Origin of the sequence: Paenibacillus oryzae (assembly GCF_001675045.1) — a bacterium.
In the GTDB taxonomy this organism is placed as follows: Bacteria; Bacillota; Bacilli; order Paenibacillales; family Paenibacillaceae; genus Pristimantibacillus; species Pristimantibacillus oryzae.
In genome coordinates, this window is record NZ_LYPA01000074.1 from 64,263 (window position 1) to 86,311 (window position 22,049).

Sequence of the window (22,049 nt, forward strand, 5' to 3'; positions counted from 1 at the left end):
GCCTCTGGCAAGCTATTTCCAGGACGTGCGCCCTGATCAAAATTCTATGCAGCTCATTATTCTTATGGCTGGCTCAGCGTATCTCCCTGTACGGGATGAAGATCATTTTCCCATTTGACGCGCAGCGACTTGCTTGCAAACAAATCGTCGCCATCCGAGACCTGGAAATGCAGATGCGCTTCGCTTGAGTTGCCGGAATTGCCGCTTAGCCCAACGAGATCGCCTTTTTCCACCAAATCGCCAACCTTAACGGTCACGGAATCTTTTTTGAGATGGGCCAGATAGCTGAACTCTCCATCCCCATGATCAATGATGACGACATTGCCGGCCGGCTGCTTGTCATTCATTGTGCCTACCGGTTCATTGTCCGGAATATCGCTCACAACATGCACGACCTTGCCGGCGTGGGGAGCCGTAATGTCCTTGCCGAAGGCGTAATAGCTTTCATTTTTCGTCGGATCGCCATTATAGGAGAAGCCGTCCTTCACCTGAATCAAATCGTAGGCGTAGCGTTGGCTTTCATATTCATAATGATAATTCGCCATCACGTTTTCGCCGCCCCAGAATACAAACCAGTCCTCGGTCAGCGGCAAGGAATACGTAAGCTTGGTAAAGGCCTGATCACTTTCAGGATAGGTTTGCAGCGGCATCATCTTGAAGCCGATTATTTCCCCGTTTTCGGTCAAAATGACGCTAATGCCTTTGCTCGTGTCCTCATTTTTCCACGTTTTGTAATGGCTGTTGTTCAGCTTCAGCTCCGACACGTCATGCCAAGCCTTCACATCTTCGCTAAAGCCCTTTACGGCTTTACTAAAGTCGCTCCTTGAAAATTCCTTGCGAAAATCGGCGCTTAAGCCATCATAAATCCGGTCGTATTCTCCTGCTTCAACCGCGCCGATAATTTCATTTGGAGGAATAATGACCGTTTCCTCTGACTCTCCGCCCCCACAGCCTGCCAGCAATAGACTTGCGCCAATACACAGCGCCATTCCCTTTATTGCCAATAACCCTTTTTTCATCTCCGGTTCCTCCATTCGCTTGCGTATTTCATACTCTTTGCTTACAACCTAAATGTAGCAAACGTACCTTGTCGCTAACGTAACAATGTCTTAACGCAAGCTTATTTATTGCCGAAAAAGTTAAGACTCCGTTAATACAGCCTCAGTCCCTGCGTGTACGCGTCATGTTACAATATACCTATAATCCGTTTATAAGGCATCTGCTAATAAGACTTGCTCCAACAGGAGGCTTAATCATGAATGATACCCCCATTTTGCTCGTGGACGACGAACAAGCTTTAATTCAATTATTAGATACCGTTTTCCGAAAAGAGGGATTTTCACATATAGACCATGCGGCAACAGCCGAAGAAGCCATTGAAGCTTGCCGCCGCAAAAGCTACGGCGTCATTGTGCTGGATGTAACGCTGCCAGGCATGAGCGGCATAGAGGCATGTCCGTTTATTCGCAGCTTGACGGATGCCCCCATCCTATTCCTCAGCGCACGCTCAACCGACTTTGACAAGCTTTCCGGGTTTGCCGTAGGAGGCGATGATTATGTAACCAAGCCTTTTAACCCGCTTGAGATCGTAGCCCGGATCAGATCGCTTATCCGCCGCAGCGGCGGCGCTGTCTCCCCACAGATTCAGCAGGAAGCTGCAAGGGCTGGCTGCTACGACTTCGGCAGGTTTCAGGTGGATGAGCACGCAGTCGAGCTGATTGTAGAAAATCGGTACATGCCTTGCCCTCCTCTTGTATTCCAGCTGCTGCTCTTTTTTGTCAAAAATCCAAATCGGGTTTTTACAAAAAGCGAGCTATACGAGCGGGTGTGGGGAGATCACAGCATATCCGACGATAATACGGTCATGGTTCATATTCACCGGATTCGGGAACGAATTGAACAAGATCCGGCACGGCCGGAATTTTTAGTGAACGTCAGGGGCATGGGCTACAAGCTGGTGAAAAAAACAACGGAGTATCGCGACGAGGAGAAATCAGCGCCATGAATATTAAGTGGCGTCTCGCCCTAAAGCTTGCAGCGGGGCTTCTGGTTGTTGGAGTAATTTTGCTGGTGCTGGGCGGCTTTATCCTCAATTGGGGCACCGACAGGCTGAACCGGCTGGAGGCAACCCGCCAGTTCGAGAGCGCTGGCCTGTACCAGCTGGTTCAGACGCTCCAGCAGGATGGGGGAACGATTCGTTTTGACCCTGAATTGCTGGCAATGGTAAGGGAGACCAACGGCTGGCTGCAGCGGATTGATGGGGAAGGCAAGGTGATCGACTCCTATCTCGCTCCCCCCGATGTCCCATCCTCCTACGGTCCGGGCGAGCTAACCTCGTATTGGCTTGGACGAACACCGTTTCGTTACCAGCTATACTTATGGATACAGGATAAAGACGGCGTCACGCATACGCTGCTTTATGGCAAAAAAAATGATAATGACTTGCTGCTCAAGAGCATAGTCGAGACAGTCAAACAAAATAACGAAAGGCTGGAGCTTCCTCCCAAGCTCGCCCGAACCCTTGAAGACAGCCAGTCATGGCTTCAGCTTCTGGATGATAACGGCAAGCAAATCGCATCGTTTAATGCGCCGAAAGAAGCCCTGACCCAGTTCTCCCTTCAGGAAATGGCTCTGCGCGCCGTCTATCCCGACCGCTATGGAAGCAGCCTGATGACGCAATACGAACCGGACAGCGGTTTGACCTGGGTATTAAGCACGCCGCTGGATAACAAGGCGCCAGGGCGGAAGCCGCTTATTCAGCCTGATTTTGCTATTTTGCTTGCAACAACCGGGATGCTGATTGCATCCTCCATGATTGTTTACGCCTTATTCGCCTGGTGGTTCGGGCAGCATTCCGGCGTGCCTGTTCTTCATATGATGAATTGGCTGAAGGCTCTGGGCAGTGGAAGCTATGCCGAGCCTGCGGGAGCAAACGGAAGGCCCCGAAGCATCAGCGCTGTCGGCAAACGCAGAAGGCGTTATCGTCTTTATGGAGATGTTATGGATTCGCTGGAATCGTTGACGCGAACGCTTATCAGGGATGCGAAGGGACGGGAAGAGACGGAAAAAAACCGAAACGAGTGGATTGCGGGCGTATCCCATGATTTAAAAACGCCGCTTGCTGCCATTAAGGGATACGCCCATATGCTGGAAAACCCTGCCTATGATTGGTCAGCGGAGGAAATGCGCTCCTTTGCCCGCGTCATGCTGGATAAATCCACTCACATGGAAGGACTCATTAGCGATTTGACCTTGGTCTATCAGCTGCAAAGCGGGGCCGTTCCTCCATCTCTTGATGAGGTGGAGCTAAACGCCTATATTCCGGAGACATTGTACGGTGCGGGCATCACGCCCGACAATCAAGCCTCCCGAATTCTGTTCCTGCCGGCAGAGGAGCCTGTTAAGCTGCATATTTACAAGCCCTGGTTCCAGAGAATAGTCGATAATTTGACTGCCAACGCCTTTTTGCATAATTCCAGCTCCACTACGCTGACTGTATCCGTGTCTGTCTCGGAAGAAGGCGATAAACAACTCATTTTTGCCGATAACGGAGAAGGCATGGACGAGCAGACCATGGCACGGCTGTTTGAGCGTTATTACAGAGGGACGGACACAGAAAGCTCGCCTGAGGGCACCGGGCTTGGCATGGCTGTGACTAAAGCGCTGGTCGAGGTACAAGGCGGAGCAATAGCCGTAGAAAGCGGCAAATCTAAAGGCACAACGATTACCCTTGTTTGGCAATCGGACAAAAGCCCAGCTAACCTCTAATATGGTCTTGCGTATGATGCAGCTCTCGATATCTTTTTTAATTAATTGCTAGACATGGGATAAATGTACTAAGATAAAGAATATAGAAACTATAATCAGACACGGGATACAAAAAGGAGATTTATTATGACAACAAAACATTGTTTTTCCTGCGGAGCGCCCGTTGCGCCTAAAGCCGCACATTGTTCAAATTGCGGCGCAAAGCTGGCCGGCAATCCGTCTTCATACCCGTCTGCGCCACCGCCGCCTCCGCCACAGGAATGGTTTAGCCAGCAGCAAGCCCAACAGCAGCCTTACGGCAACCAGCAATATCAGCAGCAGCCCTATGGGAATCAGCCATACGGCTACTCCCAGCCTCCCGTCTATTACAATCAGAAAAACAAAATCGTTGCCGGTTTGCTAGGCATCTTCCTGGGCGGATTTGGCATCCATAAGTTTTACCTGGGCAGAATCGGCTGGGGCATCGTGTATTTGTTGTTTTGCTGGACTTCTATTCCGGCTTTTATCGGCTTTATCGAAGGTATTATTTATTTGGCCTCCAATGATCACAACTTCCATATGAAATACAGCAGATAAGGATGCATTTGATATACCCGATTGCCCTTTATGCAGGAGCGTGCGCAGCCAAAGGGCGGCTTAAACCAAAAAGAAGAGGGAGAAACCAGCCATAAGGCTCGTATCTCCCTCTTTCCCTATCTCGCTGCTGTCTGTTCTTTAAACGGTTTTGAACACGGAGACGGTTTGCTGCAAATCCTCCGCCAATTGGGCAAGCGATTGAGCCGTCGACGCTGACTCCTCGCTGACTGCCGCCGCTTCCTCCGTCACCGCAGAAATGTTTTCCACCGCCGTCAGCACGTTGGCTGCCTGGGCTGCCTGCTGCTCGCTTGCAGCGGCAATTTCCGAAACCCGTTGACCGGAATCATTAACCATGCTGCTGATCTTTTGGAAGGCTTCGCCGGATTGCTCCGACAGTTGAGCGGTTTCCTGTACAGCCGCAACGCTTCTTTTCGTATTTTCCTGCATGCCTTGAATAATCGACGCAATTTTTTTCGTCGCCTCGCCGCTGCGCTCCGCCAGCTTGCGCACTTCGTCGGCTACAACCGAAAAGCCTCTGCCTTGCTCGCCCGCCCGCGCAGCTTCAATAGCAGCATTCAACGCAAGCAAATTCGTTTGATCAGAAATATCTTCAATTACTTCGATGATATCGCCGATTTGATGGGAATCCCGCTCCAGCTGCGCCATCTGCTCGCGCACTCCGTTCATGCTCATGAGCGACGATTCAATAATGACCTTGCCTTCACCCGCCAGCTTCATCGTTGCATCGGAGAGCTCGGAGGCTTCTTCCGTGCTTTCCGCAACAGCCTGTATTGCGGACGTCAGCTCGCTAAACAGCTCGTTGATCGTTTGAGCAGCCGTCGCCTGCGAGGTGCTGCCGCTGGCAATTTCTTGAGTGCTTGCGGAGATTTGCTCCGCGGCCGCAGCTACGCTGTGAGAGGATGACACAATATTGCCCACCGTCCCGTTCAGCTTGTCAATCATGCTGTTAAAGGATGCCGCCAGCAAACCAACCTCGTCATGCGTATCAAGAGTTGCCTTTTGACGCAAGTCGCCATCCGCCACTTTCCCTGCAATTTGAACCATTTGGGCAAGCGGCCTGGATATAATTTTGGCAAGAATGATGCCGAACAGAATACACAAGGCAAATGCGGCAACAACAAAAATGATGGTGCCCATAAGAGCCGAATCATAAAGAGCCTGTCCATCTTGGTAGGCCTCTTCCGCCTCTTTTACATTAATGTCGGCGCTATCGTCCAATATTTTTGCAAGGTCGTTCCCTTTGGAAACCAAATCGCCATTAATCAAGTCAAACAGCTCGTCCAGCCGGTCCTGCTTGTTAAATTCGACTGCTTTCACAAGCAAAGAATCGTATTCATTCCACGCATTATCAAAAGACTCGATAATTGCCCGGCCAGCCTCCGTTAAATTGGTAGCCCTGTAGCTGTCGATCCGATTTACCACTTCTCGTTTCGCCTCTTCAAGCCTCTTTTCGGCATCGGCATTTTGCTGCGGCGTTTTTGCCATATACATATCCCGTGCATAAGTACGCAGCTGGTTGTAGCTGACACTAGCCTGCAAGGCTTCCCTGACCGGAATAAGCTGATCCTGATACATTTTTTTCAAGGTCACGTTCAAATTGTTCAGGTTAGTAAGTCCATACACCCCGACGCCTGCCATCAAAATTGAAATAATAATAAAGGCGGAGATCAGCTTGACGCTTATGCGTAAATTCATAAACCATTTCATCTGTATTGCCTCCCTGTCTGATTATAATCCCGCTGTTCCTTATCAGATGAAGCCATTAGCCTTTTTGAACAAGCCTCCCGTTTCCAGGATCAACGCTATTTTTCCATTGCCTAGAATCGTAGCGCCGGAGATGCATGGCACTTTACCGACATAGGCGCCAAGCGACTTGATCACAACCTCCTGGTTGCCCAGCAGCTCATCCACGCAAACGGCCATTTTCTGCTCCGCGCTGGCAATGACAACAACCGGCACTTTCCCGCCGTTCCCCGCCCCTCGCGAATAGCCAAACAAATCATGAAGCCAGACAAGCGGCAAAAGCTGATTCCGTATCGCCAGCACAGGCGATCCCTTGATCATCTGCAGCTCGGACAGGTCTACCCGCACAATTTCAACAACCGAGCTCATGGGCAGAATAAAACGCTGATCGCTTGCCTTGACCAAAAGACCGGTTGTAATCGCCAGCGTAAGCGGCAGACGAATAATAAAGGTAGTTCCTTTTCCCAAAGCCGTATCAATGTCGATCCTTCCATTTAGCCGTTCAATATCCGTCCGGACGATATCCATCCCGACACCACGGCCGGAAATGTCGCTAACCGCTGTCGCCGTAGAAAATCCCGGCTGAAAAATAAGGCGCAAGCTTTTAAACTCGTCCAGCATAGCGGCTTCTTCTTCCGAAATGACGCCTTTGGCAAATGCCGAGCGGCGCAGTGCGGCAGGATCAATGCCCGCTCCATCATCGGAGATGGCGATTACCACCTGATTATCCTCGTGGGACGCCCGAATTTTCACAACACCTTTTGCAGGCTTTCCGGCCGCTATCCGCTTTTCAGGAACCTCGATGCCATGGTCCACCGCATTGCGGATCAAATGGATAAGCGGGTCGCCGATTTCTTCTATTAAAGTGCGATCCAGTTCCGTATCGCCGCCTTCAACAACCAAATCGACGTCTTTGCCTAATGTCAGAGCCAAATCCCTTACCATTCGGGGAAAACGGTTCAACAGCTGCTCGATTGGCAGCATCCTGACCTTCATGACGTTTTCTTGCAGCTCGCCAACCAATCTGGACAAGTGATCCGTAATTTCGACCATCCCCTCAAGCGCCTCGGATGAACCGTATTGCCGCTTAAGGGTTAGAGAGGCCTGCTTCATGCGAGTCTGGTCGATAACCAGCTCCCCAAGCAGGTTCATAACCTCCTCCAGCCGCTCAACCTTTACCCGAATCGTTTGACTGGAATGCTTCTTATCCGCTGCCGGAAAGCTGCTGATCTCCGGGCGATCCTCCGATTCACTTCGCAAAAATACCGCTTCACCGCTTTCGCTAATCAAAGCATCTGCATCAGCGCAGTCCTCCCCTGCGGCAACTTCGCCCGTGGTTGAGCTTGCAACTTCAAATTGCGACTCCAAAATCGACGCAACCTGATCAAGCGGCGTTCCGGGCGCCAGCAGCCAGCGAATCCTTCCTTCCGGCTCTTCAGCGTCCGAGCCATCAAGCTTCGGCTCGCTCCACAATACCTCGCATATGCCGCGCAGCTTCAGATCGATAACGCTTATTCTCGCCATCTTCATCAGGCAGTCATCAACCAGCACAATTTCCGCCCATTGAAGCCTCTCCCCATCGCGGCCATATTGGTTAATGAGCGCAACAGCATCCTCCGGCCATTCCGGTTGTTCAGGACAGGAAGACTGTTCTGTCTTTCCTTGAGTGGTATACGCCTTAAGACGGGCGGCGATATGAACCGACGAGGACAAGGCAGTATTCCGAATGATATTTCCTTGCATATCCTTGATGCTGTCCAGACATTCAAAAAACAAATGGTCCAGCTCGCGCGTCATGACAAGTTCCTTCCTGCGCAGCATATCCAGGAGATGCTCCCACTCATGGGTCAGGTCCTTCAATTCCTCATACCCCATTGCAGCGGACGAGCCCTTTATCGTATGAGCAACGCGGAATAAACGCTGGATGCCTTCTGCAGTTGCGCCTTGCTGCTCCAGCCGCAGCAGCTCCTCCTCCATCTCGTCGATCTGTTCGCCTAGCTCCTCCAGAAAAATATCTCTATATTCAACGTAATCGGACATGCCAGCTCCCCCTTACTTCCGTAGCAAAACTTCATCGATTTTCAAAATACCGACGAGTTCTTTGTCCGAAACGCCAATACCGGTAAAATAGGCGCCGTTTATCCCACCGATACGTTCAAGCGGAGGCTGGATATCCTCATAGCGCGCAACCTTGTGAACCCGATCAACAATAAGACCGACGGCTTCCTCCTGATGATGAACGACAATAATGCGAGTAGCTTTTGAATACGGCTGATCCTGCAATGAAAAAAGCGAACGAAGGCTGATTACCGGAATAATTTTGCCCCGAAGATTAATCACGCCTTTTACATAAAACTGACAGTTCGGTATTTCCGTAATATCCTGCATCGTAATGATTTCGTGCACCTCGGCGATTTTGATGGCATAACTTTCATTGCCAATTCCGAATTGCACATACTGTGTCAGTGCTGTCTCGCTCATATGCTGGCTCCCTTTCTGATTACACCCTGGTCAGTTCAACAAGCTTGCGGCCGATTTCATGAAGGGGCAGCTGGTACTGGGCCGCTCCCCGCTCTACTGCTGCTTTTGGCATTCCATACACAATACAGGTGTCCTTTGCTTCCGCAATCGTTGATGCGGCAGCCCCGTCCTGTCTTGCAAGCAGCATTTGCTCCGCTCCGTCATCTCCCATCCCCGTTAAAAGTACAAAATGGCGTTTTATGCCTTGAAGAGCGGATACAGAACGAAACATCTCGTTCACGGAAGGACGATGCCTGCTGCCGGTTTCTTTTTGATGGAGGCTTGCCGCGTATCCTTTTCTTGTCTCCATCACATTGAGATGGAAATCTCCCGGGGCAATGTAAACGCCGTTATTGCCAATGGGCTGCTCGTCCTTTACTTCCACAACATTCAGATGAGTGACTGTATTCAAGCGCTCTGCCAGCGATGCCGTAAATTTGGGCGGCATATGCTGAACAATAACGATAGGATGGTGGAAATGCGCCGGAAGTCCCGACAACAGCTCCGTTAATGCCTGCGGCCCGCCTGTTGAAGCGCCCACCGCCACAATTTGGGTTACGGGCTTCATAGAGGCCTCCTCTATGCGGGGTAAAGCAGCGTTTTTTTTCTCCAATCCCGCCAAACGGCGGAGCCGTCCTACAGGGGCTCCATAAGCCGCCTTGATTTTTTTGACCAGATCCATTCTGATCCTGTAAATATCAAACAGCGCCGAGCCCGTAGGTTTCGTTATAAAATCAACAGCGCCGGCCTGCAAAGCGCGAACCGTCTCGGAAGCTCCCTCCTTGGTGAAGGAACTGATCATAATAACGGGAGTTGGATGTTTTGCCATAATTTCCGTCAGCGCCGATATTCCATCCATGTCCGGCATTTCAATGTCCATCGTGATCACATCCGGCTTTAATAAAGCCGTTTTTTCAATTGCCTCCAGACCTGTACGGGCTGTGCCTGCAACCTTCATGCCAGCTTCCTCTATGTATCTGGATAACAGATTACGCATAAACAATGAATCATCCACAATCAATATGCGATACATGGCCCCTTTCCTTTCACACATTCTGAAGCCGCTTCAAGCGCCGATATCAATAGGGGCCTTTAATATTAAGTGCATCGGCGATTTTGCTTCGATAACGTTTGCCGGGACGAACTCCGTACAAAATTTCTGTAAACCGGTTAACGGGTATTCCTTCCCTCTCACAAAACTGCTTTTGCGTCATCCGCCTTTCGAGCAGCTCCCGCTTTACTTCCAAACCAAAACGGGTAAGCTGATTGGACTTGATCATCCTTTGCACCTCATCTTATCCTCACCTCATATTAATAGGACAAAACATCACGCAGCGTACTGACGACGCGATTACGGTGAAACGGCTTAATAATAAAATCCTTTGCGCCTGCGCGAATAGCCTCAACCACCATATCCCGGTGTCCGATTGCGGAACACACGACAATGCTTGCGTCAGGATCAAGCTCCATGATTTTTCGGATTGCTGTCAGGCCATCCATGGTGGGCATCGTAATATCCATCGTTACGACATCAGGCCGGTGCTCCTCATATAAATGGACCGCTTCCAAACCATCACTCGCTTCCGCCACAACGGAAAATCCGTTGGCCGCCAGAATTTCGCTCATGGAGGCACGCATAAATGCTGCATCATCCGCAATCAAAACCGTCTTCATTTCCTTACTTTTCCCCCTTTCATTTCATCGTTCGCCATAAAACGACAGGCTATAAATAAAAAAATCACCATCCGCGTATGTAGGCCTTGAGTCTTATAGTCAACGGATGGTGATTTTTTATTTACATACAAATAATGTATTTCGTTTTGTAAGGTTATTTACCCAACATCCAAATACCGCCTCTGGTGATATAATAATGAGGAGATAATAGTATTATTTTAATCATATATCTGATATGAGATTTTTGCAATAATTTCTTCATTATTTATCTGATTTAGGATATAGAACGAAACGGGAGGAGAGCTATGCATACTTTCGCTGAAAGATTTCAATATTTAAGGAAACTGACGGGATTAAAACAAGCCGAATTTGCCGGCAGAATAAACCTTTCACAAGGAAGACTAAGCGATATCGAAAAAGGGAAAAACAAACCCTCCGCCGATACGCTGGTATCTGTGGCACAACAGTTTTCGACCGATGTGAATTGGCTTCTGATGGGAACAGGAACGGCTCCTCAATCGATTGAAATCATGAACGAGAACTTAAGTCTGGGGGAAGCTTCTGGACGATTGGATTCAGAACTATTAACCGAACATATCGCCGAAAAAGAACTCATTTCCAAATTCAAGATGTTAAATAAAGACAATAGAAAACATATAGAAAAATTTATGTGCTATTTGATATTCGAGCAGCAAGACTATAGTCCCACTACGCAGGGGTTTTCTAGTCAAGAAAATTGCTAATCGCTATTTTCTAATTAAAAGTGGTATTTTTTCCACAAAAAGATGATCCACATACTCCCCTAATGTCTGTGAAGCCTCTTATAATCTCCATTGTTGCAAAGGGGCTGTCCGAAAAGTCAAGACTTTTGGGACAGCCCTTTCCTCTGCATCTTATTGTATCGGATACCGTCTGATCCTTTCGCTCGTTTCAACCCTTTCCTTGTCGCTCAGCAGGACGCTGTCGTCCTGTTGAACGGGAGACCAGGGCACTTCAAATGAAACGAGCGTCCCGATGTCCTCAACGCTTTCAATATGCAACCCGCTGCCTCCGTAAAGCGACAGCAGCCTGCGGTGAATATTCATCAGGCCTACGCCGCCGGCGTGGCGCTTGTCCTGCAGCAGGCTGCTCCGTTCGGAGGCTTTTATCCCCTTGCCGTTGTCACGAACGGAAATAATGACCTTGTCCTGCTCCTGAGCTACTTTTAGCACAACCGTCCCGCCTGCCGCCTTCTGCGTTACGCCATGGCGGACCGCATTTTCAACGATCGGCTGAATGCTTAGCGGAGGAATAAACAGCTGCAGTCCCTCCTCCACCTCATATTCCATAACCAGCCGTTTGCCAAAACGAGCTTGCTCGAGAGCGGCGTAGGATTGAACAAGCTCCAGCTCCCGCTCCAGACTGACGAGCTGCTGTCTGCTGTGAAAATCAAAGCTGCTGCGCAAATATTTGCTTAAATCAAGCAGCAATTGCGTTGCCTTGTCAGGGTCCGTAGGACAAACGGATATAATGGTATTCAAGGCGTTATACAAAAAGTGCGGCTTGATCTGCGCCTGCAAAAAAGCAAGCTCCGAACGAATGACGCTTTGGAAGGAACGACGCAGCTCCAGCAATGTCCGTACTCTGGCCCTCAGTACAACAGAATCTACTGGCTTATTGAGAAAATCGTTTATGCCTGCGCCAAAAGCCGTACCGATATCTCCTGCCAGATTTCGTGCGGTCAGCATCAGCACGGGAAGCTCCGATAGGGTGAACCGCTCTCTAATGCGCCTGCACAGCTCAAGGCCGGACATTTCCGGCATCATCCAATCCGTAATAACCAAATCTACCCCGTTGTTGCCGCTAAGCACCTCCAGCGCCTCTTCTCCGTTATCAACGGCAATGACGCTGTAATGCTCAATCGACATCAGGTTGATCAGCACCTGCAGATTGACGTGGTCATCATCAACGACCAGCACCGTAAAATGCCCCGGATCATCGCTTGGTTCGTTCGCTGGATGCCGCTCGCCACTGCTAGGGGGCTGTCCCGCCGTTTGAGGAAGCGAGTTTTTTTTCACAGCCTCCTCCGCTTCCGACTGATTCAATGCAACGGGCATTGTAAAGGAGAAAACCGAGCCTTCCCCAGGCGTGGAGCTTACGCTGATTTGGCCGCCATGCAGCTCGATCAGCTTTTTGGTAATGCCTAGGCCGATGCCCGTTCCCGGACTTCGCGGCGATTCGGCATCGCTTGCGCCGCTATGGTAGGGAAGAAAGATGGACTCCATTTGCTCCTTTTGTATGCCAATCCCGGTGTCGGCAACGCTGATGCGAACCATGCCGTCCAGCAGCTCGCCATAAATCCGCACTCCGCCGCGATGAGTGAATTTGACGGCATTGCCGATCAGATTAAACAAAATCTGGCGTAGCCTGTCCTCGTCGGCATTCACTCGCGGAAGGTCGGGAGGCCACCCCTGCTTCAGGTACAGTCCCTTTTTGTGCAGCAAAGGCTCCATGACCTCAATGACGGATTGCGCAGCTGCCTGCAGCTTTACAGACCTGAGATTCAGCGAAAGCTGTCCATTCCGCAGGGTGGAAAAATCCAAAATGTCATGGATCAAGAAATTAAGCCTTCTGCCGGTGGCCGCAATCATTCCAAGCTGCCGGGCTTGATCGGAATCCGGCTTGCCTGCTACGCCCTCCAGCAGCGATTCAGCAATATTTACGATGCCATGCAGGGGAGTTCTCAGCTCATGGGACGTATTCGCCATAAATTCATCCTTAAGCCCGTCCAGCGTAACAAGCTTGTGGGATAGCTGCTCCACCTTGCTGAATGAGGAAGAGAAGCGCCGGGCCAGCATCAAAATTTGCACAATAACGAAAACCAGAAGCTCATAGGACAAATAAAACTGCATGTCCAGCATCCCTTGAAGCTGAATCAAATTAACAAAAGCGTAAATGCTGAGGCTTATAGCGCTCAAAAGCAGGAAATACGCATCGGGCGTTTTTTTTGCCACACCTCTTCCCAGCACAAACAACAAAACCGAAATAATGATGCAGAATATAAGAGCCGGAACAATAAACCATTTGGAGTAAATCAAAGGCGGCAGCAGCACCCCTACTACCAGTGAAATCCAAGCCAGTATTTTCGTAAAACGAAAGAGTCTGCCGCTCATGGCGCCAGGCACGGACACATTAATGTAGTGGAGCAGGAACAGGTATCCGAAGGTTGTTGATACGATTTGCAGTCGAAGCATCAGCTCATAAGGCATATCCGGCAAAAGCTGACCCAGCAGCTTTTCTCCATGCGTTACTACGAACACTAGAAGCGATCCGCAAAAAAGCGCCAAATAAAGCAGCGGCTTTTCACCGCGCCTCATAAAATAAAGAAACATAAAAAACAAGAAAAACAGCGAAAAGCCAACAATGCTAATAAAGTCGCCGAACAAGCCGACATCCCTTAGCGACAGGATATCTTGCTCCAGCCCAAACCATACGGGATGTAAAATGCCGCCATTGGCGTAGACGTGATTGGATACTTGTATAATGATTTCGACCGAATTGCCTTTTAGCTCGGCAAAGCCGATGTAAGGAATATTAGATGAAATAGAGAGTTCTTTTGTTGGCCCTGGTTCTCCGCTGGCCCCGACTTCCTGGTCGCCCAAAAAAAGCTTGTTGGCCATTCGGATATTGGTTGTGCGAATGCCATAGGTAACCTTCTCGTCACCCGACAGCTTGACGAGCAAACGAAAGGTGCCGAATCCCGTCCCTTCACGCTTGCCGTTTTCCGAAATATAATCATTCCATCCTCCGGGCAACTCAAAAAGGCCCGACAACGCAGGCCTCTCTCCCGCTGCTTCTGCTGACGCGGCAAAATGCTCCGGTCCAAGCAGCTGATCGCGATAAAATTCCCACTCGCCTCTAAGCGCAACGGCCCCTTGAGATTCCAAATTCCATTCTTGTAAATCCAGAACACCGTCTTTTGCATAAGGAAGAGAATCGGCCCCCCATTGGTGGCGAATAAAGCTGATGACCGGTATTGCCGAGATAATCAGAAAAAAAAGAAGGATGCCCCATAATTGCTTTCTCAACTCATCACATCCTTCTGCCTACTGTAGCTCTGCGCTAAATAGCTTATAATACAGCTCCGTTGTATGGTGTTCAGGCAACACGCCCAATTCATTCATTAGCGTATCCCGGAACGTTTGATAGCTTTCTCTCACCATAATGGCGTGATTTAATTTTTGGTAGCATTGCATAACCAGACGGCACAGCTCGTCCGAATAAGGAAAATGCTCCTGCGCACGCAGCAAGCGCTGCAGAGCCTCCTGGTTTTTGTTTTCCTCCAGCTCAAGCCTGGCCATGCTGCATATTAATTGAAAATAGCTTTGCTGAAGATTCAACCGTTTAGTTTCGGCCCACTCGTAATTGTGATCCTCATAATATTCGCCATGGTAAAGCGAGAGGGCATATTCATATTTGTTCCAGTCGGCAAGCCGCAAGCCGCCCGAGCCAGAAACGATTTGTTCAAACTCGTCCACATCCGTCTGAAAGCCGCCTAATGGAAGACGGTAGCTTTCATCCTCGTATTCCACGGTGCAGGCTGCCCCCCACTCCCGCAGCAAATGTCTGATCCGGGACACGGAATGGTGCAGATATGTAATCGCCTTGTCTTGCTCCTGTTCCCGCCAGAGCTTTTCGATCAGCCGCTCTTTCGTTACCCATGCCCCTCTCAAATGCAGCAGGTAGGCAAAAAGCTCCTGGGCTTTTTTGGTGCGCCACTTGACCTTTTCCCTGGAATCTACTCCGTTGACAAGCTCCAGGCGCTTGAAGCAGCGAACGGTTATGACATCAGCCGCAGCCGCCGCAGCTTCCGTACGCTCGGCATGCTTGCCCGACATCGCCATATATTCCAAAACACGATCGATCGTTTTTCTGATCCGGTCCGCATCCACAGGTTTAAGCAAATAATCCAGCGCATACAACTCGAAGGCTTCCACCGCATAAGCGGAATAAGCCGTAACGTAAACAATTCGGATAGAAGGAAACTTCTCTTGGATCAACTCCGCGGCTTCCAGACCATTCACTTCCGGCATGCCAATATCGAGAAAAGCAATATCGGCATGCTCGGGCGATAAATGCTGAAGAGCTTCCTTCGCCGATGTGTATTTTCCTGTAATTTGAACCCTGCCGTCGTTCTGGAGCAAACGCTCCAAATGAATCAAAGCCGGCTCCTCATCATCTACCAATATGACCTTCAGCATATCCCATGTCCCCGCATCGTAAAAATGTCATTCCTACCCTTCAATAATACCATGACGACGCAAATGCCAGATAGCATCCCGCGTTACTTACAGATCAATTATAACGCCTGACTCTGGACATGTTCTATACATTCTGTACAACACAATCAAAGCCGCTTTTACGCAATTGTACTGGATGCCCCGCCCCCCGACCCGGACCATCCCCGCCTAAAGGCCAGCATCAAGAATAGACCACGGACCGTTACCGCTTCAAGCTCACTTTTGTAAGATAGAGACATAGAAGAAACACACGAAAGGATGAATCCTAATGAACAAACTTTATCGGTCGGTAAGAGACAGCAAAATTACTGGATTATGCGGAGGTTTCGGACAATGGCTGGGCATTGATCCCACCGTTATCAGAGTTCTCGTCGTCATTTCCCTCTTTTTCAGCTTTGGCACTACGGCATTGATCTACTTCGTGCTTTCCATGTTCGTACCCAAAGAGCCCTTTCAAGGCTACACAAACAGCAACTACTACTACTAACCAATAATAAGGCGTGTTGTAAACAACAACGATAAAAAGGAGAGAGATCAAATGGGAATTTTACAAAGAGTATTCAGCATGACAAAAGCAGCGGCTAACGAGGTTTTGGACAAATTCGAAAATCCGGTTATGATGCTGAACCAATATTTGCGCGAGCTTGACGAGGAAATTGCAGCAACGGAACGCAACGCTGCCAGCCAGCAGGCACAGGAACGGCTTCTCGCATCCAAGCTGAAGGAACAGCAGGCGCAAGCCGGGCATTACGAGGAAAAAGCGATTCAAGCCGCAGCGGCGGACCGCGAAACAGAAGCCCGCGCAGCGCTTGAGGCCAAGCTGCTGTATCTGGAGCAAGGCGAGGAAACGATCCGCCTTCAGCAAATCGCCCGTCAGGCGGCAGAGGAGCTAAGCGAACGGATTGAAAGCTTGAAGGAAGAGCGCGTGCGTCTGCATAGCAAACGTGCGGAGCTGGCGGCCCGTGTCAGAACGGCCAGCGCAACAACCAATTTTGCGTCGTCCACTCTAAACGGGGCGGTAAGCCAGGCCTCGCGGGGCTTTGACCGGATTGAACAAAAGGTGATGGAATGGGAAGCCCAGCGCGAGCTTTCCAAATCCGCCAACGGTTATTCCGCAACGGACTCCTTTTCCCCGGCAGCCGTCGCCCAAGAAGGACGGAATGAGCGGGTAGAGGAAGAGCTTCAGCGTCTGCTGAACAAAAAATCCGGCAGCTAACGCCGCCTTAAACATAAAGAGTGTGTTCATGGACAACCTCTAGGTAAACCCCACAACCAATAAGCTGGAGAGAAACATCTTGTTTCTGCTCCAGCTTATTGGTTTGAACCGGCTTTTTGAGCAGTCCTTTTGCCCCTCTTGCTGCTGGATCTATTGCTCTTGTGTTGCCAGCAAGCTTTCCACGATAAAGTCCAACTGCTTATCCAGAGAATAAATATCGTTGTAGTAGGATAGCCCAAAGCTGATTTCTATCAGACGTCCTTCCTTAACTGCAGGAATGTTGTTCCAGATCGTATGATCCGACAGATCCACCATCCCGTCATATGAGGAGCGGAAAATATAGTCGCCGGCATATTCGTGAAGCACCTCGAACGAAATGGATTGCGCGTTGGCGGCCTCCAGCGTTTCAATATTATGCTGAAGCTTTTCCGGACCTTTCATACCCAAATATTCATAAATTATTTGAGAGCCCCGTCCATAATTGATCGTGTCAACAACAGCCATATTGCCTTTTCCGCCCTCCATAATGGATACGGTTTTGTCCAATATACCTGCTTCCTTCAGCTTGATCTTGCTTTCCTCCACCTTGGCGAGGAAGTTTTCCATTAACGCTTTGGATTCTCCCTCGCGGCTTAATACTTCCCCCAGCATGCTCAAGCGCTCTTCCGTTGACATTTCAAAATAAGGCAAATACACCGTAGGCGCAATATCCTTCAGCATATCGTATGTCTCCTCCGAAGGCACAATGATCAAATCCGGGGCCAATGCCAATACTGCCTCCGGGCTAGGCTCAAACCATTCGCCCAGCGACTGGATATCTGAAAGCCGATCCTGGAATGCGGCTCCCTCATAAACAGACGAGACGCCTACGGGAACAATGCCAAGCGACAGCACATCTCCTAGCAAATACAGCACAACTACGCGCTCGGGATTGCGCGGCACCTCAACATCACCTTTGACCGTTTTTATAACGCGAGTTGCAGATTCAGGCTGCGCTGCTGGATCTGCGATTGCGGCAGCTGTTTGTGCTGGCGCGGTCGAGCTGCTATTTCCCGCAGCGCCATTTGTTGATACGCCGGAGCATGCTCCCAGCAAAAGCGTCAGCGATATCATCAGCGCCAGCATAATGGATGATTTGTTCATGACTTTCATGGATTTCATTTTCTCTCCTTTATATTGATAATGATTATCATAACCAATATAAAGGTCTTTGCTATTTACAGCAATGTCATAATGCGACAAAAGCGATGGCATTTTCAGACGAAGCAAGCTTTCATTGTTAGCCTTTCTAAAACGCATCGGGGCGATGCCGACATGCTTCTTGAACATTTTGGCAAAATGATAACTGTCAGAATAACCGATGGCCTCAGCAATAGCCTGTAGGCCAAATCCCGAATGCAGCAACAGCTTACCGGCATGCGCCATCCGTATCCAGGTCAAATATTCCACCGGGCTGAGTCCCATCGTTTCCTTAAATCGTCGCGTCAAGTGGCGCGGACTCCACCCAAGCCGCCGGGCCAGATTTTGAATTCCCGCATTATCTTTGTAGTGATCATTCAAATAACGGACGGCAAGCGCAACGGGGTCTACGTGAGATATCCCTTCATCAACACTCTCCAACTGGCTCAGCACTTCATATACGGTTGTATAAAATAAGCCTTTCACACGAAATCGTTCCAGCATCAGACCGCTATCCCAGCTTCGGCGCATCTCCTCCACTCTTCCGAGCATCTCACTTGGCGACACCGGAACAAGGCCGTATTGCAGGCTAAACGGATTTCCCCGCTTCATTAACTCGGCCAAATAACGCCGTGGCGGAAACGGAGCCGACGCTTTATAGTACACCATATAGCAGGAAAACTCCCCGCATTCTGAGCGTCGCTCCAATTGGAGCCTGCTGCCCTTGCACAGATGCAGGACATGGAAGGGAGAGCTATAAAATTGTTTATCGTCAATCGTAACGCTTGCGCTTCCTTGCTCCGCGAATAAAAATACGCTTGATGGCAAGACGGAGCAATGGTATTGATAATCCGCATTTAAACGCAAATAGCGAATATCCGTCACTCTGCTATTGTACTGCTCCCATATCAGCAGCCTGTTTTCCAACTGCATCTCCTTCAACTCCTTGCTGAACCGCTCCAAACAACCATCGCTGTTATAGTAGTATACATGATAATCATTATCACTTATAGAGCAGCACGGAAAATTGAACACTACAGATGCTAATATTCAAGATGTGAATTTTGTCACAATTTATCTATTGTCTTTTGGAGAAGGATCGTCTATGATTGTGACATAAGGTTGTGAAACAAATCACATTAATGCAGTTGGTTGTGAATTAATTCTCATAGTTACCGTCAAAAAGGGGATGCTTTATTTATATCCAGCATCTCGGGCAAAAAAATGGCCCCTATCTGAAGCATAATCTGAAAGTTTTTAAATACAAACCTGGGAGGTACTACCTGATGAAACCACTTAACATTGCTGTGATTGGATGCACCCATGCCGGAACCGCCGCCATTGTAAACATCGCCAAATTGTATCCCGAAGCTGTCATTACCGTGTTTGAACGAAACGATAATATCTCCTTCCTCTCGTGCGGCATCGCCCTACACGTTGGCGGCGTGGTCCAGCGGGCCGAGGAATTGTTCTACTCCTCGCCGACTCAGCTGGCCGAGCTTGGCGTAACGACTTTAATGCGCCACGATGTATTATCGGTGGATACGGATGCCAAGCTGCTACGTGCCCGCAATCTGGAAACAGGAGAAGAGTTCCAGCATCATTTTGACAAGCTGGTGGTTACGACCGGCTCGTGGCCGATCATCCCCAAAATGGACGGCATTCATCTCGATAATGTTATGCTTTGCAAAAACTACAATCACGCTCAAGCCATCATTGAAAAAGCCAAGGATGCCCGCCGTATCGCCGTTGTTGGCGCAGGCTATATCGGTATCGAGCTGGTAGAAGCTTTTGAAATGCTGGGCAAGGAAGTTACGCTTATAGATAATATGGACCGCGTCCTGTACAAATATTTGGACAAGGAATTTACAGATGTTACCGAGCAGGATTTGCAGGCAAAAGGTGTTGAGCTTGCGCTTGGCCAAACCGTTCAATCGTTCGCAGGGAACGAAAAAGGCAAGGTCACAACCGTGATGACCAACAAAGGCCAATACGAAGCCGACATGGTTGTCCTCTGCATCGGATTCCGTCCAAACACCGAGCTGCTCAAGGGCCAAGTAGATATGCTGCCGAACGGAGCGATCATGGTTGACGAGTATATGCGCACCAGCAAGGCGGATGTATTCGCTGCCGGAGACAGCTGCGCGGTTCATTACAATCCAACCGGCGAACATGCCTACATCCCGCTTGCAACCAATGCCGTGCGCATGGGAACGCTGGTTGCCCGCAACCTGCTTGAGCCGACGGTCAAATATCTGGGCACGCAAGCAACCTCGGGCATCAAAATTTACGATTACAATATCGCATCGACAGGCTTGACCGAAACGGCTGCTCTTGCTGCGGGCTTGAATGTGAAAAATGTTACAATCGAAGATAACTACCGTCCCGAATTTATGCCGACCTACGAAAAGGTTACGCTGAAGGTTGTTTATAAAGCCGATACCGGTGTTATTGTAGGCGCGCAAATTATGTCGAAGGCGGACCTGACGCAAAGCATCAATACGATGTCGGTATGCATCCAGAACAAGATGACAATGGATGAGCTTGCTTTTGTCGACTTCTTCTTCCAGCCGCATTACAACAAGCCTTGGAACCTGCTTAACCAGGCCGGCCTGCAGGGTGAGGTTCAGCAAGCAGAAAAGCTGCAAACCATCTAATCCATCGCTTACCCGCTAATTAGCAGCAATTCCATTCCCATCCGGCCCCTGCCGCTCCTTGCATAAGGAGCGGTTTTTTTGCGTCTGGAGCAGCCTTCCCTGCCAATCTGGCAAAAATGGTAGCCGACCACCACTCTTTCTATTAAAATAGAAATAGGAATGGGGCTATTTTCCTAATAGAAGACACAAGAGGTGTGCAATCGTGGCAATTATCGACGTAGTCAAATATGACGGTTCGCCGGATGTATATGCATGGAAGCATCCTGACGGAGAGCTTGGTACTTGGACCCAGCTTATCGTCAATCAAACGCAGGAAGCTATTTTGTTCAAGGACGGTAAAGCGCTGGACAGCTTTGGCCCGGGACGCCATACGTTGAGTACGGCCAATATTCCTATTTTGAGCAAATTAATAAATATTCCCTTTGGCGGAAAATCTCCATTTGCCGCCGAGGTTTGGTATGTCAATAAAATTAGCGTAATGAATATTAAATGGGGAACCAGCTCGCCCATCCAGATCAAGGATGCCAAGTTCAATATAATGGTGCCAATTCGCGCATTCGGACAATTCGGGTTAACTATCGAGGATAGCCGCCGATTTTTGTTAAAGCTGGTGGGAACTCTTCCCCGCTTCACGCGCGAAGCGTTGTCCCAGCACTTGCGAGGCGTCATTATTATGAGCGTTACGGAAGTGCTGACTGCCTATTTGCTGCAAAAGGGAATCAGTACACTGGAGATCAACGCATTTGTAGGCGAAATCTCCCGAGTTTCGGAGGCGCGGATTGGAGAAGCGCTGAAGGAATATGGCATCAAGCTGCATCATTTTTATTTTGAAAACATAAATGTGCCGGAGAATGATCCTTCTATTGAAAAGCTGCGCAGCGTGCTGAACAAACGGATGGAAATGGATTTGGTCGGCTTTAATTACCAGCAGCAGCGCTCCCTCGATATTATGGAAGGCGCGGCAACAAACAGCGGTAGTTCAGCTCCACTCTTTATGGGAGCCCAATTGGGCGGTGTAATGGGAGGAGCGATTGGCGGGCAAATGTCGAATATGTCTGGCGTTATAAATGCGCAAGCAGCTACGCCTTGCCCTCACTGTAAAGCGTCCATTTCCCCAGATGCTTTATTCTGCAGCTCCTGCGGCAAAAACGTCGGTGCGGGAGCCGCGGCCAAATCGCACAGTTGTGACAAATGCGGTGAACCTTTAGCAAAGGATGCCCGTTTCTGCGCTAAATGCGGCGACCCGTACCATGCTTGTCCTTCTTGCGGAGCAGATGTTCCAGATGATAGCGCCAAATGCCGCGGCTGCGGCACGGAGCTGCCCAGGCCTTGCGTAAGCTGCAAGGAACCGTTGCAGGGGGGCGCAAAATTTTGTCATCAATGTGGCAGCGTTCAGCCGACTGGAGGTCAATAAAC

General features: G+C 49.6%; 17 protein-coding genes and 1 pseudogene. 8 read left to right on the top strand and 10 right to left on the bottom strand.

The window, feature by feature from the left end:
• Nucleotides 1-62: 62 nt before the first annotated feature.
• Nucleotides 63-1,019 carry a M23 family metallopeptidase gene (locus tag A7K91_RS21310; RefSeq protein ID WP_245697733.1) on the bottom strand — a complete coding sequence of 319 codons (957 nt, stop codon included), beginning with the start codon at nt 1,017-1,019 and terminating at the stop codon, nt 63-65.
• 236 nt (nt 1,020-1,255) lie between these two features.
• Here A7K91_RS21310 and A7K91_RS21315 point away from each other — a divergent pair, with 236 nt between their 5' ends.
• The 3 genes and pseudogenes from A7K91_RS21315 to A7K91_RS27400 all read left to right on the top strand — a co-directional run.
• Nucleotides 1,256-2,005 carry a response regulator transcription factor gene (locus tag A7K91_RS21315; RefSeq protein ID WP_068686496.1) on the top strand — a complete coding sequence of 250 codons (750 nt, stop codon included), beginning with the start codon at nt 1,256-1,258 and terminating at the stop codon, nt 2,003-2,005.
• Entirely contained in the window at nt 2,002-3,768 is a 1,767-nt protein-coding gene (locus A7K91_RS21320; protein WP_068686497.1) for a HAMP domain-containing sensor histidine kinase, read from the top strand. The genes A7K91_RS21315 and A7K91_RS21320 overlap by 4 nt, the downstream gene beginning before the upstream one ends.
• Nucleotides 3,769-4,137: 369 nt before the next feature.
• Nucleotides 4,138-4,344 (top strand): annotated as a pseudogene (locus A7K91_RS27400) (TM2 domain-containing protein); the annotation flags it as partial.
• Between the two features lie 138 nt (nt 4,345-4,482).
• On the opposite strand, the gene A7K91_RS21330 reads toward A7K91_RS27400, so the two are convergent.
• From A7K91_RS21330 to A7K91_RS21355, 6 genes are read right to left on the bottom strand one after another with little or no spacing between them, the layout of a single operon-like run.
• The gene (locus A7K91_RS21330; RefSeq protein ID WP_068686499.1) at nt 4,483-6,072 is read right to left on the bottom strand and encodes a methyl-accepting chemotaxis protein; all 1,590 of its coding nucleotides are present in this window, start codon (nt 6,070-6,072) and stop codon (nt 4,483-4,485) included.
• 42 nt (nt 6,073-6,114) lie between these two features.
• The gene (locus tag A7K91_RS21335) at nt 6,115-8,148 is read right to left on the bottom strand and encodes a chemotaxis protein CheA (protein WP_068686500.1); all 2,034 of its coding nucleotides are present in this window, start codon (nt 8,146-8,148) and stop codon (nt 6,115-6,117) included.
• A gap of 12 nt (nt 8,149-8,160) precedes the next feature.
• Entirely contained in the window at nt 8,161-8,589 is a 429-nt protein-coding gene (locus A7K91_RS21340; RefSeq protein ID WP_068686501.1) for a chemotaxis protein CheW, read from the bottom strand.
• Nucleotides 8,590-8,608: 19 nt separating this feature from the next.
• Complete coding sequence (locus A7K91_RS21345) at nt 8,609-9,661, bottom strand: protein-glutamate methylesterase/protein-glutamine glutaminase (protein ID WP_068686502.1); 1,053 nt, start codon at nt 9,659-9,661, stop codon at nt 8,609-8,611.
• A 46-nt stretch (nt 9,662-9,707) separates the two neighbouring features.
• On the bottom strand, nt 9,708-9,908 hold the full coding sequence (locus A7K91_RS21350) for a helix-turn-helix domain-containing protein (protein WP_211274556.1): 201 nt from the start codon (nt 9,906-9,908) through the stop codon (nt 9,708-9,710).
• 31 nt (nt 9,909-9,939) lie between these two features.
• Nucleotides 9,940-10,302 (bottom strand): response regulator, encoded by a 363-nt coding sequence (locus A7K91_RS21355; RefSeq protein WP_068686503.1) that lies wholly within the window; start codon nt 10,300-10,302, stop codon nt 9,940-9,942.
• A gap of 305 nt (nt 10,303-10,607) precedes the next feature.
• Here A7K91_RS21355 and A7K91_RS21360 point away from each other — a divergent pair, with 305 nt between their 5' ends.
• Nucleotides 10,608-11,045: a helix-turn-helix domain-containing protein gene (locus A7K91_RS21360; RefSeq protein ID WP_068686504.1), complete on the top strand. Its 438-nt coding sequence runs from the start codon at nt 10,608-10,610 to the stop codon at nt 11,043-11,045.
• 150 nt (nt 11,046-11,195) lie between these two features.
• Here the strand turns inward: A7K91_RS21360 and A7K91_RS21365 are convergent, their stop codons facing one another.
• Both A7K91_RS21365 and A7K91_RS21370 read right to left on the bottom strand, forming a co-directional pair.
• Nucleotides 11,196-14,369 (bottom strand): hybrid sensor histidine kinase/response regulator, encoded by a 3,174-nt coding sequence (locus A7K91_RS21365; RefSeq protein ID WP_068686505.1) that lies wholly within the window; start codon nt 14,367-14,369, stop codon nt 11,196-11,198.
• An 18-nt stretch (nt 14,370-14,387) separates the two neighbouring features.
• Complete coding sequence (locus A7K91_RS21370) at nt 14,388-15,542, bottom strand: response regulator (protein ID WP_082967650.1); 1,155 nt, start codon at nt 15,540-15,542, stop codon at nt 14,388-14,390.
• Between the two features lie 307 nt (nt 15,543-15,849).
• On the opposite strand from A7K91_RS21370, the gene A7K91_RS21375 reads away from it, so the two are divergent.
• A complete protein-coding gene (locus A7K91_RS21375; RefSeq protein WP_068686506.1) occupies nt 15,850-16,068 on the top strand; it encodes a PspC domain-containing protein in 219 nt (72 codons plus the stop codon).
• A 51-nt stretch (nt 16,069-16,119) separates the two neighbouring features.
• On the top strand, nt 16,120-16,797 hold the full coding sequence (locus tag A7K91_RS21380) for a PspA/IM30 family protein (RefSeq protein ID WP_068686507.1): 678 nt from the start codon (nt 16,120-16,122) through the stop codon (nt 16,795-16,797).
• Nucleotides 16,798-16,947: 150 nt separating this feature from the next.
• Here the strand turns inward: A7K91_RS21380 and A7K91_RS21385 are convergent, their stop codons facing one another.
• Entirely contained in the window at nt 16,948-18,909 is a 1,962-nt protein-coding gene (locus A7K91_RS21385) for an AraC family transcriptional regulator (RefSeq protein WP_068686508.1), read from the bottom strand.
• 353 nt (nt 18,910-19,262) lie between these two features.
• On the opposite strand from A7K91_RS21385, the gene A7K91_RS21390 reads away from it, so the two are divergent.
• Nucleotides 19,263-20,633 (top strand): FAD-dependent oxidoreductase, encoded by a 1,371-nt coding sequence (locus tag A7K91_RS21390; RefSeq protein WP_068686509.1) that lies wholly within the window; start codon nt 19,263-19,265, stop codon nt 20,631-20,633.
• Nucleotides 20,634-20,835: 202 nt separating this feature from the next.
• Entirely contained in the window at nt 20,836-22,047 is a 1,212-nt protein-coding gene (locus A7K91_RS21395) for an SPFH domain-containing protein (RefSeq protein WP_068686510.1), read from the top strand.
• The last annotated feature ends 2 nt before the right edge of the window (nt 22,048-22,049 follow it).

Coding starts and splice junctions, on each gene's coding strand:
- A7K91_RS21310 (WP_245697733.1), bottom strand. CDS start 1,019: ATGAAAAAAGGGTTATTGGCAATAAAGGGAATGGCGCTGTGTATTGGC.
- A7K91_RS21315 (WP_068686496.1), top strand. CDS start 1,256: ATGAATGATACCCCCATTTTGCTCGTGGACGACGAACAAGCTTTAATT.
- A7K91_RS21320 (WP_068686497.1), top strand. CDS start 2,002: ATGAATATTAAGTGGCGTCTCGCCCTAAAGCTTGCAGCGGGGCTTCTG.
- A7K91_RS21330 (WP_068686499.1), bottom strand. CDS start 6,072: ATGAAATGGTTTATGAATTTACGCATAAGCGTCAAGCTGATCTCCGCC.
- A7K91_RS21335 (WP_068686500.1), bottom strand. CDS start 8,148: ATGTCCGATTACGTTGAATATAGAGATATTTTTCTGGAGGAGCTAGGC.
- A7K91_RS21340 (WP_068686501.1), bottom strand. CDS start 8,589: ATGAGCGAGACAGCACTGACACAGTATGTGCAATTCGGAATTGGCAAT.
- A7K91_RS21345 (WP_068686502.1), bottom strand. CDS start 9,661: ATGTATCGCATATTGATTGTGGATGATTCATTGTTTATGCGTAATCTG.
- A7K91_RS21350 (WP_211274556.1), bottom strand. CDS start 9,908: ATGATCAAGTCCAATCAGCTTACCCGTTTTGGTTTGGAAGTAAAGCGG.
- A7K91_RS21355 (WP_068686503.1), bottom strand. CDS start 10,302: ATGAAGACGGTTTTGATTGCGGATGATGCAGCATTTATGCGTGCCTCC.
- A7K91_RS21360 (WP_068686504.1), top strand. CDS start 10,608: ATGCATACTTTCGCTGAAAGATTTCAATATTTAAGGAAACTGACGGGA.
- A7K91_RS21370 (WP_082967650.1), bottom strand. CDS start 15,542: ATGCTGAAGGTCATATTGGTAGATGATGAGGAGCCGGCTTTGATTCAT.
- A7K91_RS21375 (WP_068686506.1), top strand. CDS start 15,850: ATGAACAAACTTTATCGGTCGGTAAGAGACAGCAAAATTACTGGATTA.
- A7K91_RS21380 (WP_068686507.1), top strand. CDS start 16,120: ATGGGAATTTTACAAAGAGTATTCAGCATGACAAAAGCAGCGGCTAAC.
- A7K91_RS21385 (WP_068686508.1), bottom strand. CDS start 18,909: ATGCAGTTGGAAAACAGGCTGCTGATATGGGAGCAGTACAATAGCAGA.
- A7K91_RS21390 (WP_068686509.1), top strand. CDS start 19,263: ATGAAACCACTTAACATTGCTGTGATTGGATGCACCCATGCCGGAACC.